We start from the raw sequence: 16,769 nt of genomic DNA, 5'->3' as shown, positions 1-16,769 counted from the left end.
CGGGCTATTGAGCGGTCAGACGCGGATTTCGCGGTTGAACCGCTCGATCCAGGCGGCACGCTGCTCGTTGATCTTGCCCCAATCCTGGAACACGAACTTCTTGGCGATCTCCGCATGGTCCTTGGCCAGCGTCTTGGCCAGTTCGCCCTTGATCGCGACCTTCGTGTTGGTCGGCACGATCAGGTAGGGCTCCTCCATCAGCGTGGCCTGCACCTCCGGCGACAGGGCCGCTTCGATCAGCTTGAAGGCCAGCTCCTTGTTGGGGGAGTTCTTGACGATGTGGATGGTCGTCTTGAAGGCGATGGCGCCCTCCTTCGGAATGACGAACTCGACGGGCACGCCGCGCGCCTTCAGGATCTGGATGGCGTTGAAGTTGCCAGGGGAGATGTCGATCTGGCCCTGCTGGAACAGGGTGGCGAGCTGGCCGGGATTGGCGGCGACGGCGGCAAGGCTGGGGCGCAGCGCCTCGAGCGCCTTGAAAGCCGGGTCGATGTTGGCCTCCGACCCGCCATGCATCTTGGCGAGTTCCACCATGAAGCCGGTGCCGAGCGTCGAGTTCAGGTTGGTGATGCCGACACGGCCCTTGAATTCCGGCTTCCACAGGTCGGCCCAGGAGGTCGGCGGCGTCTTCACCGTTTCCGGGTTGTAGGTGATGCCGACCACCTGGAAGAAGGGTGCCGGCCCCATCGGGACCTGCGCCGCCGGGATCAGGTCCTTGTAATAGGCGCTCTGTTCGACCGGATAGGGTTCGACCAGATCCTGCGCTATGGCCTGGAGCGCGGGCCCCGGATCGTGCAGCATCACGTCGATGGGCGGGTTGGACTTGGCGGCGTTGACCTTGGCGATCTGGTCGACCGACAGCATCGGGTCCAGCACGATGTTGGCATTGCCCGCCGCCTTGCGGAAGGCGGGGACGAGCACGGCCTTGTGGGCTTCCTCCCAGCTGCCGGTGAAGGTCGCGAAGACCAGCGGGCGCGCCTGCGCCCAGGTCAGGCCGGGGAAGGCATGCATGGCACCCAGCGTCAGCGCCGTCTGCATCAGATTGCGGCGGGTCAGCAGCATCGTTCACTCCAGAAGGTGAGAGGAGAGGGGAGATCGGAGGGGTATTCAGGCCGCGGCGAAGACCGAGGCGAGGCGGGGGGCGACCGGCGCCAGCCGCACCGGGGTGCCGGGCGCCAGCAGGTCGGTGCGCTGGATGCGCGGTTCGGACACCTTGACGGCGGTGCCGTCGCCGACGCGGATCTCGTGGACGACGGTGGCGCCCAGCGGCAGACCCATCTCAACCACGCCGTTCAGCGTCTCGGCATCGTCTCCGACAGGATCGACGCTCAGATGTTCGGGGCGCAGGCAGACCGTGACGCGGGAGCCGGGCTGCAAATCGCCCTTGGGCGCGCGGGTCTCGATCAGTCCGCCGGCGTCCAGCCGCACCCGGCCGGCGCTGCGGTCGCTGTCGACCAGCACGCCGCCCAGCAAATTGGCCGAGCCGACGAAGGTGTTGACGAACAGGCTGTCGGGCGCGTCGTAGATCTCCGTCGGCGGGGAGAATTGCTCCAGCCGGCCCTGGCTCAGCACCGCGACGCGGTCGGCCATCGACAGCGCCTCCTCCTGGTCGTGGGTGACGAGGATGGTGGTGATGCCGGACAGGCGCTGGATGCGCTTGACCTCGATCTGCATGTCCAGGCGCAGATTCTTGTCCAGCGCGGCAAAGGGCTCGTCAAGCAGCAGGATCGACGGGTTGACCGCCAGCGCGCGGGCAAGCGCCACGCGCTGCTGCTGGCCGCCGGACAACTGGCGCGGGGTGCGGTCGCCGAGATGGCCGAGCTTGACCAGATCGAGCATGCGCTGCGCCTCGCTGCGCTGGGTGGCGCGGTCGACGCCGCGGGCATCCAGCCCGTAGGCGACATTCTCCGCCACCGTCATGTGCGGGAACAGCGCGTAGTTCTGGAAGACGATGCCGACCGAGCGGCGGTTGGGCGGCAGTCCGTCCACGCTTTTGCCGCCGACCATCACATGCCCCTTCGTCTGGGCAAGGAAACCGGCGATGATCCGCAGCAGGGTGGTCTTTCCGCAGCCCGACGGGCCGAGCAGGGCCACCAGTTCGCCGCCGCGGATGTCGAGCGTGACCTCGTTCACGGCGAGCGATGTGCCGTAGCGTTGGGTGATCCCGTCGAGAAGAAGCGTCTGCCCGCGCGGGGAAGCCGGGCCGTTGGGCGAAGCGCTGACCATGGCTGCACCAACCCTTTCGCATTGCCGTTCGATTGCCTTTCTCTTTAGCAAACGGCATGCCGTTTTTGTATTTTGCGTTATTTAGCAATATGATAGCATTGTTTTCTGATAGCCAGAGGTCTTTGCGGAACCCGAATTGCCGCCATCTTGTGCGCAGGCCGGATGCATATGCCGCTTTTGACGCCATTGTCAGGAGATTGATCGATGTCTGTGCAGAGTGATGTCTTGTGGCGGGACAGCGCGGCGGCGCTGGCAGCGCGTCTCGCCAATGGGGAGCTTTCAGCCCGCGCGGTGACGGAGGCACATCTGGACCGGATCGCGGCTGCCGATCCCGCGCTCTGCGCCTTCCTCACCGTCGCCGCGGACAAGGCACTGGCGCGGGCCGGGATGCTCGATGCCGCCTTTGCGAAGACCGGCCGGCCGGTCGGTCCGCTGCATGGCGTGCCGGTTGCCATCAAGGATCTGACCGACACCGCGGGCATCCGCACGACCTATGGGTCGGAGCTTTACGCCGACCATGTGCCGGCGGCGAACGACATCGCGGTGGAGCGGATCGAAGCGGCCGGCGGTATCGTCATCGGCAAGACCAACACGCCGGAATTCGGCTTCGGCGCCATCTGCGGCAACCGTCTGGCGGGGCCGACGTGCAACCCGTTCGACCCGCGGCTGACGTCCGGCGGATCGAGCGGGGGCGCTGCGGTCGCCGTCGCCGCCGGCATGGCGCCGCTGGCCCACGGCACCGACTTCGGCGGTTCGGTGCGGGTGCCGGCGGGCTTCTGCGGCGTCGCCTCGATCCGGCCGACGCCCGGTCTGATCCCGGCGCCGAAGCGGCCACTGGGCTGGGATACGCTGGCGACGCATGGGGTGATCGCGCGCGATACCGCTGACTGCGCAGTGCTGCTCGCGGCGATGGCCGGCATGGATCCCGACGATCCGACATCGTTTCTGGCTCTGCTCCCCGACGGTGTCGGCGAAGGGGTGGGCTCACGGCTGGGTGCCACGGCCGATTTCGGTGCCGCAACCGTGTCGCATGCGGTCAGGGAGCGCTTCGCCGCCGCCATTGCCCGGCTGGAGGGGGTCGCAGGGCCGGTTCTCTACCGTCATCCGGAGTGCGGCGACGCCATGCCGACCTTCCGCACGCTGCGCGCTGCACAGATCCGCCACGCCTACGGCCCGCTGCTGGACAGGCATGGCGACCGGTTGACCGACACTGTGCGGTGGAACATCGAAGCGGGCAACGGCATCACCGCCCAGGCCTATCTGGAGGCGCAGGCGGCACGAACCGCGCTGTACCGCCGCTTCACGGCACTGTTCCGGGACATCGATGTTCTGGTGGCCCCGGCTTGCGGCGTGATGCCCTGGCCGAACGCGGATGGCGAGGTGACCGCCATCGACGGCAGTCCGACGGAGACGATCCTCGATTATCTCGGCGTCACCGCCATCGTGACGCTGATCGGCTTTCCGGTGCTGACGCTGCCGGCCGGCGATGCCGATGGGCTGCCCTTCGGCATCCAACTGATCGCGCGCCCAGGCGAGGAGCGCCGCCTGATCGGTTTGGGCCACCGGTTGGAGCGCGACGCCGGCTTCGTCCATCGCTGGGTGGCGGACCCGGTATCGCCTGACTGAAGAGCCGTCGCTGCGGCATCGCCCGTCCCGTCAGTCGCGATGGCGCAGCGCCTCGACCAGCGCGATGAAGGCCGGCGAGGACTGCCGCCGGCTCGGATAATACAGGTGATAGCTTTCCCAGTAAGGCGACCAGTCTTCGAGGACGCGTCTCAACCGTCCCTGCGCGATGTGGGGGGTGGCGATGTCCTCCGGAACATAGGCAAGCCCGAAGCCATCCAGGGCCGCCTCCAGAACATTGTGGATGTTGTTGAAGGCCACCTGCCCATCGACGCGGATGTTGACCGTCTGCCCCTCGCGCTCGAACTCCCATGCCCACAGGCCGCCGTAGGTCGGCAGGCGCAGATTGATGCAGCTGTGGTTAACGAGCTCCTGCGGGCTGGCGGGGATCGGATTGCCGTTGAAATAGGCGGGGGTGCCGATCACGGCGAAGCGGACCGGGGGGCTGATCCTGGCCGAGATCATGTCCTTGGCAAGCAGCTCGCCCATCCTGACTCCGGCATCGCACCGCATGGCGACGATGTCGATCAGCGCGTTGTCGAGAACCAGCTCGACCTTAATGTCGGGGTATTTCGGCAGGATGTCGCGCAGCTTGGGCCAGAGCACATGGGCGACCGCATGGTCGGAAGCCGAAATGCGGATGTTGCCGGCCGGTTTCTCGCGCAACTCGCTGAGTGCATCGATCTGCGCGCCGATCTCCTCGAAATGCGGACGGATTCCGTTGAACAGGCGCTCGCCGGCATCGGTCAGCGACACCGCCCGCGTCGTGCGGGTCAGAAGCCGGATGCCGAGCCGGGCTTCGAGCTGACGGATCGTGTGGCTGAGGGCCGACTGCGACAGGCCGAATTGCGCCGCCGCCCTGGTGAAGCTCCGTTCACGGGCCACCGCGATGAAGGCCAGCAGATCGTCGACGCTCTCACGCGGCATTCATGACTCCCCATCATGTCGCTCCGCACAGTATAGCGCCGGAGTCGATTTCAGGAATGGCTTGCTCGACGCTCCGGCGCCATCGGGGGCAGCAAACCCCCGTCCGGCGGGACGCTGGCGGGCGCGCCGGTTCGGGGGTGCTCGCATTTTAAATAGGGAGGCGAAGGCCGGGATCAGGCGGACAGGGAGGCGTTGTCGATCACGAAGCGGTATTTGACGTCGCCCTTCAGCATCCGTTCATAGGCCGCGTTGATCTCCCTGGCGCGGATCAGTTCGATGTCGGCGGTGATACCGTGTTCGGCACAGAAATCCAGCATCTCCTGCGTCTCTGGGATACCGCCGATCATCGAGCCGGCGATGGACCGCCGCTTGGTGATCAGGTTGAACACGGTGGGCGAGGGATGCGGCGTGGCCGGCGCACCGACAAGCGTCATCGTTCCGTCGCGCTTCAGAAGCACGAGAAAGGCATCGAGATCGTGCGGAGCCGCCACCGTGTTCAGGATGAGGTCGAAGCTCTTGGCATGGGTGGCCATCTCGTCCTCGTTGCGGGAAACGACGACCTCGTCCGCCCCCAGCGCCTTCGCATCCTCGCGCTTGGATTCGGACGTGGTGAAGGCCACCACATGGGCGCCCATCGCGTGGGCCAGCTTGATGCCCATATGGCCGAGGCCGCCGATCCCGACGACGCCGACCTTCTTGCCCGGCCCCGCCTGCCAGTGGCGCAGGGGGGAATAGGTGGTGATGCCGGCGCACAGCAGCGGCGCCACCGCCGCAAGCTGCTCCTCCGGGTGCCTGACGCGCAGAACATAGCGTTCGTGAACGACGATCCGCTGTGAATAGCCGCCCAGCGTGTGGCCGGGCGGATCGTCGGTCGGTCCGTTGTAGGTGCCGACCATGCCGTCGCAGTAATTCTCCAGCCCGGCCTCGCAGTCGTCGCAATGCCGGCAGCTGTCGACCATGCAGCCGACGCCGACCAGATCGCCGTCGCGGAAACCTTTCACATGGCCGCCGACGGCGGAAACCCGGCCGACGATCTCGTGTCCGGGAACGCAGGGCCACAGCGTGCCGGCCCATTCCGCCCGCACCTGATGCAGGTCCGAATGGCAGACACCGCAATAGGCGATCTCGATCTGCACGTCATGCGGACCGGGAGCCCGGCGGGCGATGTCCATCGGTTCCAGCGGCCTGTCGGCGGCATGGGCGCCATAGGCTTTCACAGTCATGGGGAAAACTCCTCGCTTCTCTCGGCTTCTTATCCGGGACGGTCGGCGTCAGGCGCCGTATTGCTCGTCCGTCACCTTGTCCATCCAGTCGACCGCCTTACCGTCCAGCTGTTCCTGGATGGCGATGTGCGTCATCGCCATGGTGGGCGAGGCGCCGTGCCAGTGCCGTTCGCCCGGCGCGAACCACACCACGTCACCGGGGCGAATCTCCTCGATGGGGCCGCCCTCGCGCTGGACTCGGCCGCAGCCGGCGGTGACGATCAGCGTCTGCCCCAGCGGATGGGTGTGCCATGCCGTGCGGGCGCCGGGCTCGAAGGTGACGCTGGCGGCGGTCGTGCGGGCCGGCGGATGCGGCTGGAACAGCGGGTCGATGCGGACCGTACCCGTGAACCAGTCCGCCGGTCCCCTGGTGGATGGCTGCGAGCCGACGCGTGTGATGTCCATGGCCTCGATCCTCCGGTCGTTGCCCGCCGCGGTGCGGCGGTGGGGGTGCCAGAGAAGCTAATCCACGGGACTGTCTGCGATTAGTCCCCCAAAGATGCATGGACTTATAAATGAACCTCATCAATACCCGTGACGTGTCGCGGTTTCGATGTCCGTTCACCGGCCGGTCAGGCAATGGCGCCGCCGCCATCCACGCGCACGGTGGAGCCAGTGGCGAAGGGAGTGGTGGCGAGGAACAGCACGGCGTTGGCGATATCCTTGGCTTGGCCGACCCGGCGGGCGGGCAGGCGTTGGGCGGCGCCGGAGAACATCGCCTCCCGCTTCTCCGCCGGCAGGCCGGACCACAGCGGTGTCGCGATCAGGCCTGGCGAAACGGCATTGACGCGGACAGGGGCGAGTTCCAGAGCCAGCCCGCGGGCCAGCGCTTCCAGCGCTGCGTTGATGGCGCCCTGCAGAACGGAGGTCGCGGAGGGCCTGACGCTGAGAAAGCCCGACACGAAGGTCAGCGATCCGGTCTCGCTGATTTTTGCGGCACGGGCGACGTGGTAAGCGCCCCAGAATTTGCTGTCCATCGCGGTCCGGGCGTCGGCGAGGGCAAGGCCGCGCACCGGCCCGCCGGGCGTCTGCGCCGCGGAGACGACGACATGGTCCCAGGCCGGCTCTTCCGCGAAGAAGCGTTCAACCGCCTCCAGGTCGCGGGTGTCGAGCACTACGGCGCGTGCGTCGCCGCCGATTGCGGCGACCGCGGCGTCGAGCTTGTCGCGCGACCGCGAGGCGATGGTGACCGAAGCGCCTGCTTCGGCAGCCGCCGTCGCAGTCGCCAGACCGATGCCGGAGCTGCCGCCGACCACCAGCACGCGCGTGTTCTTCGAGCTGTCTGACATGGTGCATTTCCTTCAGGGGGTGGGTTGGAAGGAAGTCTAGAACCTCTCCGAATTGCGCAGTATCCTCGACCTGATCGATATACTCTCCACCAAATGGAAAGAATGAGACGGGTATGCTGGGCGACCTCGATGAGCTGCGCACCTTCGTCCGCATCGTCGCCGCGGGCAGCCTGTCCGCCGCCGGCCGGGAGATGAATCTGGCGCTGAGTGCGGTCAGCAAGCGGCTGGCATCGCTGGAGCGGCGAACCGATACACGGTTGGTGGCCCGCAGCACCCGGCGCCTCGCCCTGACGGAGGAGGGGCAGCGGCTGTACCGGCATGCCCAGCGCATCCTCGCCGAGGTCGCTGAGGCCGAGGAGGCTCTCCGCCATGGCCGCGTCGAGCCGCAGGGCATTCTGCGGGTGGGAGCGCCGGCGGCCTTGGGCCGCATGCATGTCGGCCCGGTCTGCCGCGAGCTTGTCGAGGCTTATCCGCGGATTTCGGTCGACCTGCGCCTGACCGATCGCATGGTCGATCTGATCGACGAGGGGCTGGACGTGGCGGTACGGATCGGGGCGCCCAGGGATTCGGCGCTGGTCATGCGCAGGCTGGCCGACAACCACCGGATCCTGGTCGGTGCGCCGGCCTATCTGGAGCGTCGAGGCTGGCCCGCCTCGCCAGAGGATTTGGAGAGCCACGAGTGCATCCAATACCGCGGCACCGGCGGGCGCTGGCGCCTGCTGGGATCCGGCGGTGCGGTGGTCGAACTGGACACCGCATCCCGCCTGCGCTGCGACAATGGCGACGTCGCCCAGGATTGGGCGCTTGCCGGCTGCGGCCTCATGTGGAAGTCACAGATCGACGTTCAGGACGACCTTGCCGCCGGCAGACTGGTGCGGGTGCTGCCGGACTGGCGTGGCGACTCCGCACCGGTCTGTGCGCTGTTCCCCTCGCAACGGCAGCTGCCGACGCGCGTGCGCCTGTTCCTCGACGCCATGGCGCGCCGGCTGAACCGGGAGGAGGCAAGGTGATAGGAACGCCGCTTCCGGTGTCTCAGCCGACCCGCTCGATGGCGATGGCGATGGCCTCTCCGCCGCCGATGCACAGGGAGGCCACGCCCCGCGTCAGTCCGCGCGCCGCCAGCGCGTGCAGCAGCGTCACGATCAGCCGCGCCCCGGTTGCGCCGATGGGGTGGCCGAGCGCGCAGGCCCCGCCATTGACGTTCAACCGCTCGGGATCGATCCCCAGGTCGCGCTGCGCCGCCATGGCGACGACGGCAAAGGCCTCGTTGATCTCGAACAGATCGACCTCGCCCACCGACCAGCCGACCTTGTCCAGCAGTTTGCGGATTGCCGGGATCGGAGCGGTGGTGAACCAGGCCGGATCCTGGCTGTGGGTGGCGTGGCCGCGGATCTCCGCCAGGATCGGCAGGCCGGCGGCCTCGGCCACCGAACGCCGCGTCAGCACCAGCGCCGCAGCGCCGTCCGCATTGGCCGACGAGCTGGCAGCCGTGATCGTCCCGTCGCGGCGGAAGGCGGGCTTCAGCGCCGGGATCCTGTCGGGGGAAACCTTCAGCGGGTTCTCGTCCTGCGCGACCACCCGCTCGCCACCCTTGGCGGGAACCGTGACCGGCACGATCTCCGCCGCGAAGGCGCCGCTTTCGACCGCCGCACGGGCGCGGGTCAGCGTCCGGGCGGCGTAGGCGTCCTGTTCGGCGCGGGTGAAGCCGTAGGCCTCGGCCGTCGCTTCGCCGAAATCGCCCATGGCGCGGCCACCCTCATAAGCATCCTCCAGCCCGTCCAGCATCATGTGGTCCAGCAGCCGGTCATGGCCGATGCGGTATCCGCCGCGGGCCTTCGCCAGCAGGTAGGGAGCATTGGTCATCGACTCCATGCCGCCGGCAACGACGATGTCGGCCGACCCGGCGCGGATCAGGTCATGGGCCAGCATGGTCGCCTTCATGCCCGAGCCGCAGACCTTGTTGATCGTGGTCGCTCCGGTCGCATCGGGCAGCCCGGCACCGCGGGCGGCCTGCCGGGCCGGCGCCTGCCCTTGCCCGGCGGGAAGAACGCAGCCGAACAGCAGCTCGTCGATGCTGGCTGGCGGCAAGCCGGCACGCTCCACCGCCGCGGCAATGGCGCGGGCGCCGAGAGCCGGGGCCGGCAGCGCTGCCAACTCACCCTGGAAGCGGCCCAGCGGCGTGCGGACGGCGGACACGATGACGACGGGATCCTTGGGTGAAGCGGTGTGCATGTTGCGGTCTCCGGATCGGTGGCCCGGCTGGGGCGAGATTTAAATTATGACCATCATGTTTGCATAGATGATGATGATCGTCATATAATTTGTCAACGGGCCTCCCATCGCTTTGCGGGGACGCTTCTCAGGGTCGGGTCAGGGAAGGTGGAACATGCGGGTGAGCAAGGAGCAGGCGGCGGAGAACCGGCGCCGCGTCGTCGAGGTGGCGAGCGCGCTGTTCCGCGAGCGCGGGTTCAATGGGATCGGCGTCGCCGACCTGATGAAGGAGGCTGGCCTGACCCATGGCGGCTTCTACGGCCAGTTCGCTTCGAAGGAGGATCTGGCGGCAGAGGCCTGCGCCCACGCGATGGAGGTTGCGGCGGAGCGCTGGCGCGTGTCGGCGGAGACGAAGGGGGACGAGGCTCTGGCGGCGCTGCTGGACAGCTATTTGTCTCCGCGCCACCGCGACCGCAGTGCCGCCGGTTGCCCCATTGCGGCACTCGGCATCGATGTGGCCCGTCAGGGCGGGGTGGCGCGCAGTGCCTTCACCCGCGGACTGCGGCCCTTCCTCGACGGCTTGAGCCGCCTCGTTCCGGGCCGCTCGGCGGAGGCGAAGCGGAAGGCGGCGCTGACCACCCTTTCGGAGATGGTCGGCGCCCTGATCCTTGCGCGTGCCGTCGACGATCCCGCCCTGTCGGAAGAGATCCTGGAGGCGGCGCGCACGAGCCTCGGCCGGCCTCCCGGCAAACAGGAAGCCGGCGATGCCTGAGCGCCGTTGCGTCGATCAGGCTATGCCGGTCAGGCGATGCGGCGCAGCAGGTCGATCCGCAGCGGTTCGCCCAGCAGCGTGTCGAACTGCGCGGCAAGGCCGGTGAAGGCCGCAGCCTTCGCATGGGTGTCGAGTGCCGCCTGATCCCGCCAGATCTCGTACATCACGACGGTACCGGGCTTTTCGCGGCTGACATGGGCGGAGTAGGCGAGGCAGCCCGGCTCCTTCAGCACGTCCGGAACGATGGCGGTGATGGCGTCGGCCAGCGCCTGCTCCTGGCCGGGCTTGGCGACCAGATAGGCGACGAGTTGCACCTGTTCGCTCGGCGGAATGGTCATGGTGGTCTTTCCCTGATGAATGGTTGGGACTCAGAGTTCAAGCTTGGACATTGCAAAGCCGGAGACCGACCGATCCTCGCCCGCGGGACGGCGGCTGGCAACCCGGCCCCTCGGCCTGTGACCAAGGGATAGACCGGGAAAATCGAAATCGGAAATGCGGAGTTGCGATTTCAGACAGAAGCAAATCCCATCGATCCCAAGCCGCTTGTCTATGGGTTTTGCCGAACGCAGCGCGCCAGCGCCGGCTGACCGCCGACGAACGGGGCATCATGCCGTCATTCTCCTGCTCTGCCTCCTTTCCACTGCTGTTTCGATCCTCGCCGCGGCAGGGTCCGCCGTCGCGCAGTCGCCGCTGACGACACCGCCACGGCAGCGATGCTCCTGTCGAATCCTCTGACCGGGCCCAGGAAGTTTTGCTTGGGGCCAAGCCGTGATGGTTCGCGGCGCCAACAACGCTGTTGACCAAAGCTGTATTATCCATCATACAGGTTCCTGTCTGGTGAATAGACAGCTACGGTTTCCGACGGAAGGGGAGGCGGAGTGCTGTGAAGTCGGCGGTCGAACCCCTGAAGGCCCGCAGGATCTATTTGCTGCTGCGCGACCGCATCGTCGCCGGCGAGCTGTCGCCGGGCGCACGCCTGCCGGGCGAACCAGCTCTGGCCGCCGAACATGCCGTGTCGCGCGTCACCGTGCGCCGGGCGCTTGACCTTCTGGACAAGGAAGGGCTGGTGCAGCGCAAGGCCGGCTCCGGCACCTTCGTCCACGACACGCGCGCCGTCCGGCCGATCGTCGCCGATCTGTCGAACGTGCTGTCGCACCTGATCGACATGGGCCGCAGCACCGACGTGAGGCTGCTGTCCTTCGGCTATGGCGTGCCGCCCGAGCCGATTGCCGAAAGCCTGGGCCTGAAGCCCGGCGAGCGGGCGCAGCGGTCGGTGCGCGTACGCCTGATCGACGGGGAACCCTTCTCCTACCTGACCACCCATGTGCCGGAATGGATCGGCCTGACCTATTCGGAGGCGGAACTGGCGGCGCGCCCGCTGCTGGAACTGATCGAACGGTCAGGCGTGACGACGGAGCGCGCCACCCAGGCGATCAACGCCACGCTGGCCGGTCCGGAGGCGGCGGCGGCGCTCGATCTGGAGATCGGCTCGCCGCTGCTGACCCTGACCCGCATCGTCTACGAGCCGTCGGGCCGCGGCGTGGAACATCTCCACGCGCTCTACCGCCCTGACCGCTACAGCTTCCACATGGATCTGGTGCGCACCGGCAACGACGGCGAGAGGCGGTGGAGCCCCGCGCTCGGCTGGCCGCGCACCACGGACAAAAGCAAATCAGAGAAAAGCAAAGCGGGCGAAAAGCCCACCCGCACCCCGCGGGTCATCAAACAGAGGAGTTGAGCGTTATGGGACGTTCGGTTCAGGACTCCACCCTCATCGGCATTTCCCGCCGCACGGTTCTGAAGGCCGGTGCGGCGGCGGCCGCCGTCACCGCGCTGCCGTTTGCCGCCCCCTCGGTCCTGCGGGCACAAACTCCGGTGGTGAAGATCGGCATCCTTCAGCCGGTGACCGGCGCGCTGGCCCATGACGGCGACCTCGGCCGGGCCGGTGCGGAGATGGCGATCAACGAGATCAACGCGGCCGGCGGCATCAAGTCGCTGGGTGGCGCCAAGCTGGAAATGATCTTCGGCGACGCTCGCTCGACCCCCGAAGCCGGCACGCAGGAGGTGGAGCGGATGCAGGCCGAAGGCGTGTCCGCCATCGTCGGTGGCTTCGCCAGCCCGATCTGCCTCGCCGCGTCGCAGGCGGCGGCGCGCTACGACCTGCCTTACCTGGTCGATGTCGGCGTGTCGGACCAGATCATGGCGCGCGGCCTGACCAACACCTTCCGCTTCAGCCCCGGCTTCGGCAAGGTCACGCAGGTGGCGCTCGACAATTTGACCGCCATCAACGACAAGGCGGGCAAGCCGGCCAAGACCGTGGTGCTGGTGCATGAGGACGGGCTGTTCGGCTCCGGCCTCGCCAAGCTTCTGCAAACCGAACTGCCCAAGCGCGGCTTCGAGATTCTGGAGACCATCGCCCATCCGACGCCGGCGCGCGACATGTCCAACGTAGCGCTGCGCATCCGTTCGCTGAACCCCGATCTGGTGATCCCGTCCAATTATTATGGCGAGTTCGTGCTGCTCGCCCGCACCATGCAGCAGCAGCGCATCAAGCCGAAGGGCATCTATGCGATCCTGGGCGGTGCGGCGTCGAATGGCCGCTTCGTCAAGGAATTCCCCCAGGCGGCCCAGAACGTCATCGACTGCAACCACTGGCACGATCCGAAGAACCCGAAGGCGCTGGCGCTCCGCAAGGCGGTGGAAGGGCAGGGCAAGTCCTTCGCCTACAATGTCTCGCTGAACTATTCGAACGTCCTGCTGCTGGCCGACGCCATCGAGCGCGCGGCCTCGACCGACCGTAAGAAGATCATCGAGGCGCTGAACGCCTCCACCTTCGCTGGCCACATCATGCCCTATGGCCCGACCAAGTTCGTCAACGGCCAGAACGAGGGCGCCAGCCCGATCAACACCCAGATCCAGGGTGAGGACATCAAGGTGATCTTCCCCGACGCATTCGCCGAGGCGAAGGTCAACTTCCCGGCGGCCTGATCCGTTTTTCGCCGTCGCACCTCCGCATTCCCCCATCCGTCCGGGTCGCCGCGAGCCGGCTTCGCGGACGGATGAGGGGACCGTTCTCCTCATGCGCGGGCTGCCATGTATTCACCTCAGATCATTCTGGAAGCGGCGCTGAACGGTCTGATGACCGGTGCGGTCTATGCCCTGATTGCACTTGGCCTGACGCTGATCTACGGCGTGCTCCACATCATCAACTTCGCCCACGGCGCGCTCCTGACCTGCGCGATGTTCGCGGTCTGGGTCGCCTGGGCATGGTTGGGGATGGATCCCTATCTCGCCATCCTGCCGCTGGTGCCGCTTATGTTCGTGCTCGGCTACGGCCTGCAACGCTTCGTCATCGGGCCGGCCAGCCATGGCGACGACGGCAACATCCTGCTGGTCACGCTCGGCCTGTCCATCGTGCTGGAGAATGTGCTGCTGGCCGTGTTCCAGTCCGACACCCGCACACTCGACACCGATTATTCCTTCCAGGTCGTGGCCTTGGGGCCGCTGCTGCTCAGCTACCCGCGGCTGATCGGGCTGGGCGTCGCCGTGGTGGTGACCGGCCTGTTGTGGCTGGTGCTGAACCGCACCGACACCGGCAAGGCGATCCGCGCGGTCGCCAAGGAAAAGCTCGGCGCCAATCTGGTCGGCATCGACGTGCCGCATGTCTATGCCGTCACCTTCGGCCTGGGCTGCGCCTGTCTTGCCGTCGCGGCGGGGCTGCTGATGCCGACCTTCTACGTCAACCCGCGCATCGGCGGCGCCTTCGTGCTGGTCGCCTTCACCGTGGTGGTGCTGGGCGGCATGGGCTCGCTGCCCGGCGCGCTGCTGGGCGGACTGTTCATCGGGGTGGTGGAGAGCCTGTGCGGCCTGTTCCTGGGCGACAGCCTGGGCCAGATCGGCATCTTCCTGATCTTCATCGCCGTGCTGCTGGTGCGGCCGACCGGACTGTTCGGAGCCAAGGCATGACCGCGCGCGACCTGATCCCGATCGCCGTCCTCACCGTCCTGGCGGCGCTGCTGCCGCTGGTGGTGACCTCCAGCCTGGTGCTGAATTTCCTGGTCTTTATGCTGATCGTGGCGCTGGGCGCGCAGGGCTGGAACATCCTGGGCGGCTTCGGCGGCCAGTTCAGCTTCGGCCATGCCGCCTTCTTCGGCACCGGCGCCTATGTGACGGCGATCCTGCAACTGCGCTACGGCGTCAACGCCTGGGCCGGTCTGGTGCTGGCGGTGGCGGCCGGTGCGGCGGTCGGCTGGGTCATCGGCTTCCTCAGCTTCCGGTCGAGACTGCGCGGCTCCTACTTCGCGCTGGTGACGCTGGCCTTCGCCGAGGTGTTCCGCATCATCGCCAACGCCGCGTCCTTCACCGGCGGTGCGGCGGGCTTGCTGATCAAGCTGGATGTCCGCGCCGCCAACCTGCAATTCGACGACCGCGCCGTCTTCTACTGGCTGGTGCTGGCCTTCGTCGTCTCGGTTCTGCTGCTGACGCGCTGGATCCAGCGCTCCCGCTTCGGGGCGCAGCTGGTGGCGGTGCGGGAGAACGAGGACGCCGCCAAGGCGTTGGGCGTCAATGCACTGACGGTGAAGCTGCGCGCCATCGCCCTGTCGGGCGGGGTGACGGCGCTGTCCGGCTGCCTTTATGCCCAGTACTTCCTCTACATCGACGCCAACATCGCCTATGGCAGCTGGATTTCGGTTGAGCTTCTGCTGGCCCCGATCATCGGCGGCGTCGGCACCGTCTTTGGCCCGGTGGTCGGGGCGCTGACCCTGCACGGGCTGGGCGAGGTCGCCAAGCAGTTCGCCGGCCGCATCCCCGGCATCGACCTGATCGTCTTCGGCGGCGTGCTGGTGCTGGCCGTCGCTTTTGCCCGCGGCGGCATCCTCGGCCTGCTGGAACGGCTGCGCGACCGCGGCCGCGGGATGGTCACGCGCGGACCCAAGGAGGTTTCCCATGCTGGCCGTTGACGGCGTTTCCAAGCGGTTCGGCGGGCTGATGGCGGTGGACGGCGCGACGCTGGCGCTGCAACCCGGCGGCATCGTCGGGTTGATCGGCCCGAACGGCGCCGGCAAGACCACGCTGTTCTCGATGATCTCCGGCTTCGTCGCCCCCACCGACGGGCGCATCCGCTTCGAGGGCACCGACATCACCGCAGAGGAACCGCACCGCCGGGCGGAACGCGGCATCGGCCGCACCTTCCAGATCGTCCAGCCCTTCGCCGGGCTGACGGTGTGCGAGAACATCGCGGTCGGCGCCTATCTGCGCCATGCCAAGCGCGCCGACGCCACCGCCAAGGCGCGCGACGTGGCGCGCCGCGTCGGGCTGGGGAGCGAGCTGGACCGGCCGGCCGGCGGGCTGACGGTTGCCGGGCGCAAGCGGCTGGAACTGGCCCGCGCGCTCGCCACCGAGCCGAAGCTGCTGCTGCTGGACGAGGTGCTGGCCGGGCTGAACCCGTCGGAGATCCGCGACATCATCCCGGTGATCCGGGGCATCCGCGACGAAGGGGTGACGATCCTGATGATCGAACACGTCATGCAGGCGGTGATGAACCTGTGCGAGCGCGTCTATGTGCTGGCACAGGGCCGCATGATTGCCGAGGGGCCTCCCGCCGTCGTCTGCGCCGATACCCGCGTGATCGAGGCCTATCTCGGCCACGGCGCCGCCGCCCGGCTGAAGGCGGAGGGGGCGGTACATGGCTGAACAGCTTTTGGAAATCCGCGGGCTGAAGACCGGCTATGGCGCCACCGAGGTGCTGCGCGGCATCGACATGGCCGTCCATGCCGGCGAGATCGTCACGGTGCTGGGCTCCAACGGCGTCGGCAAGACGACGCTGAACAAGGTGATGTCGGGCGTACTGCCGGCCTGGACCGGTGAGATCCGCTTCGGCGGCACCCGCATCGACGGCAAATCCGCCGCCCGCATCGTCGAGGAGGGGCTGATCCAGGTGCCGGAGGGCCGCAAGATTTTCCCCAACCTGTCGATCCGCGAGAATCTGGAACTCGGCAGCTACCGGCGCGGCAAGCCGAACCGGGCACGGAACCTGGAGCGCATCTTCGCGACCTTTCCCCGTCTGAAGGAGCGCGAGGGCCAGTTCGCCGGCACGCTCTCCGGCGGCGAGCAGCAGATGCTGGCCATCGGCCGCGGCATGATGGCGGAACCGCTGCTGCTGATCCTCGACGAGCCGTCGCTCGGCCTCTCGCCGCTGGTGGTGGAGGAGATGTTCGGGCTGATCCGCAAGCTTAATGAGGACGGGCTGGCGATCCTGCTGGTGGAGCAGAACGTCGTCCAGTCGCTGGAGGTCGCCCGCCGGGCCTACATCCTCGAGAACGGCGTGTTCGCGCTGTCGGGACCGTCCGACGAGATCGCGCGCGACCCCGAACTGAAACGCACCTATCTCGGGTTGTGAGCGATGCGCGCTCCGGCCCTCTCCCGACATTTCCCAACCCTGACCCGGTGCCGCCGCGG

The 16,769-nt window shown here is 67.6% G+C and carries 17 protein-coding genes; 9 read left to right on the top strand and 8 right to left on the bottom strand.

The features are described 5' to 3' along the window. Window positions 1–15 precede the first annotated feature (15 nt). Entirely contained in the window at window positions 16–1,062 is a 1,047-nt protein-coding gene (locus tag TSH64_RS10505; protein ID WP_109096691.1) for an ABC transporter substrate-binding protein, read from the bottom strand. 45 nt (window positions 1,063–1,107) lie between these two features. Next, a complete protein-coding gene (locus tag TSH64_RS10500) occupies window positions 1,108–2,226 on the bottom strand; it encodes an ABC transporter ATP-binding protein (RefSeq protein WP_109096690.1) in 1,119 nt (372 codons plus the stop codon). A gap of 204 nt (window positions 2,227–2,430) precedes the next feature. Between TSH64_RS10500 and TSH64_RS10495 the strand changes: the two genes are divergently transcribed. After that, entirely contained in the window at window positions 2,431–3,852 is a 1,422-nt protein-coding gene (locus TSH64_RS10495; protein WP_109096689.1) for an amidase, read from the top strand. 30 nt (window positions 3,853–3,882) lie between these two features. Here the strand turns inward: TSH64_RS10495 and TSH64_RS10490 are convergent, their stop codons facing one another. The 4 genes from TSH64_RS10490 to TSH64_RS10475 form a co-directional block, all read right to left on the bottom strand. Continuing rightward, window positions 3,883–4,776 carry a LysR family transcriptional regulator gene (locus TSH64_RS10490; protein WP_109096688.1) on the bottom strand — a complete coding sequence of 298 codons (894 nt, stop codon included), beginning with the start codon at window positions 4,774–4,776 and terminating at the stop codon, window positions 3,883–3,885. Window positions 4,777–4,949: 173 nt separating this feature from the next. After that, window positions 4,950–5,948, bottom strand: a complete 999-nt coding sequence (locus TSH64_RS10485; RefSeq protein ID WP_282188147.1) for an NAD(P)-dependent alcohol dehydrogenase — start codon at window positions 5,946–5,948, stop codon at window positions 4,950–4,952. Window positions 5,949–6,047: 99 nt separating this feature from the next. Then, entirely contained in the window at window positions 6,048–6,443 is a 396-nt protein-coding gene (locus TSH64_RS10480) for a cupin domain-containing protein (protein WP_109049118.1), read from the bottom strand. 167 nt (window positions 6,444–6,610) lie between these two features. Beyond that, the gene (locus tag TSH64_RS10475) at window positions 6,611–7,327 is read right to left on the bottom strand and encodes an SDR family oxidoreductase (protein ID WP_109096686.1); all 717 of its coding nucleotides are present in this window, start codon (window positions 7,325–7,327) and stop codon (window positions 6,611–6,613) included. A gap of 113 nt (window positions 7,328–7,440) precedes the next feature. Between TSH64_RS10475 and TSH64_RS10470 the strand changes: the two genes are divergently transcribed. Further along, window positions 7,441–8,337 (top strand): LysR family transcriptional regulator, encoded by an 897-nt coding sequence (locus TSH64_RS10470; RefSeq protein ID WP_109096685.1) that lies wholly within the window; start codon window positions 7,441–7,443, stop codon window positions 8,335–8,337. 22 nt (window positions 8,338–8,359) lie between these two features. Here the strand turns inward: TSH64_RS10470 and TSH64_RS10465 are convergent, their stop codons facing one another. After that, entirely contained in the window at window positions 8,360–9,559 is a 1,200-nt protein-coding gene (locus TSH64_RS10465; RefSeq protein ID WP_109096684.1) for an acetyl-CoA C-acyltransferase, read from the bottom strand. A gap of 154 nt (window positions 9,560–9,713) precedes the next feature. Here TSH64_RS10465 and TSH64_RS10460 point away from each other — a divergent pair, with 154 nt between their 5' ends. Further along, entirely contained in the window at window positions 9,714–10,310 is a 597-nt protein-coding gene (locus tag TSH64_RS10460) for a TetR/AcrR family transcriptional regulator (protein WP_109096683.1), read from the top strand. Between the two features lie 29 nt (window positions 10,311–10,339). Here TSH64_RS10460 and TSH64_RS10455 read toward each other — a convergent pair whose 3' ends face one another. Next, window positions 10,340–10,648 (bottom strand): putative quinol monooxygenase, encoded by a 309-nt coding sequence (locus tag TSH64_RS10455; RefSeq protein WP_109096682.1) that lies wholly within the window; start codon window positions 10,646–10,648, stop codon window positions 10,340–10,342. 545 nt (window positions 10,649–11,193) lie between these two features. Here TSH64_RS10455 and TSH64_RS10450 point away from each other — a divergent pair. From TSH64_RS10450 to TSH64_RS10425, 6 genes are all read left to right on the top strand, one after another. Further along, window positions 11,194–12,048, top strand: coding sequence for a GntR family transcriptional regulator (locus TSH64_RS10450; protein WP_109096681.1), 855 nt, complete (start codon window positions 11,194–11,196; stop codon window positions 12,046–12,048). Between the two features lie 5 nt (window positions 12,049–12,053). Beyond that, window positions 12,054–13,298 carry an ABC transporter substrate-binding protein gene (locus TSH64_RS10445; RefSeq protein WP_109096680.1) on the top strand — a complete coding sequence of 415 codons (1,245 nt, stop codon included), beginning with the start codon at window positions 12,054–12,056 and terminating at the stop codon, window positions 13,296–13,298. A gap of 105 nt (window positions 13,299–13,403) precedes the next feature. Beyond that, on the top strand, window positions 13,404–14,276 hold the full coding sequence (locus tag TSH64_RS10440; protein ID WP_109096679.1) for a branched-chain amino acid ABC transporter permease: 873 nt from the start codon (window positions 13,404–13,406) through the stop codon (window positions 14,274–14,276). Next, the gene (locus tag TSH64_RS10435) at window positions 14,273–15,271 is read left to right on the top strand and encodes a branched-chain amino acid ABC transporter permease (RefSeq protein ID WP_109096678.1); all 999 of its coding nucleotides are present in this window, start codon (window positions 14,273–14,275) and stop codon (window positions 15,269–15,271) included. The genes TSH64_RS10440 and TSH64_RS10435 overlap by 4 nt, the downstream gene beginning before the upstream one ends. Further along, entirely contained in the window at window positions 15,258–16,004 is a 747-nt protein-coding gene (locus tag TSH64_RS10430) for an ABC transporter ATP-binding protein (RefSeq protein WP_109096677.1), read from the top strand. The genes TSH64_RS10435 and TSH64_RS10430 overlap by 14 nt, the downstream gene beginning before the upstream one ends. Beyond that, the gene (locus tag TSH64_RS10425; RefSeq protein ID WP_109096676.1) at window positions 15,997–16,710 is read left to right on the top strand and encodes an ABC transporter ATP-binding protein; all 714 of its coding nucleotides are present in this window, start codon (window positions 15,997–15,999) and stop codon (window positions 16,708–16,710) included. Before TSH64_RS10430 ends, TSH64_RS10425 begins: the two co-directional genes overlap by 8 nt. The last annotated feature ends 59 nt before the right edge of the window (window positions 16,711–16,769 follow it).

It is taken from the genome of Azospirillum sp. TSH64, from assembly GCF_003116035.1.
GTDB lineage: Bacteria > Pseudomonadota > Alphaproteobacteria > Azospirillales > Azospirillaceae > Azospirillum.
Note: the sequence above shows the minus strand (reverse complement) of the source record. Positions and strands in the feature narration are given on the sequence as shown.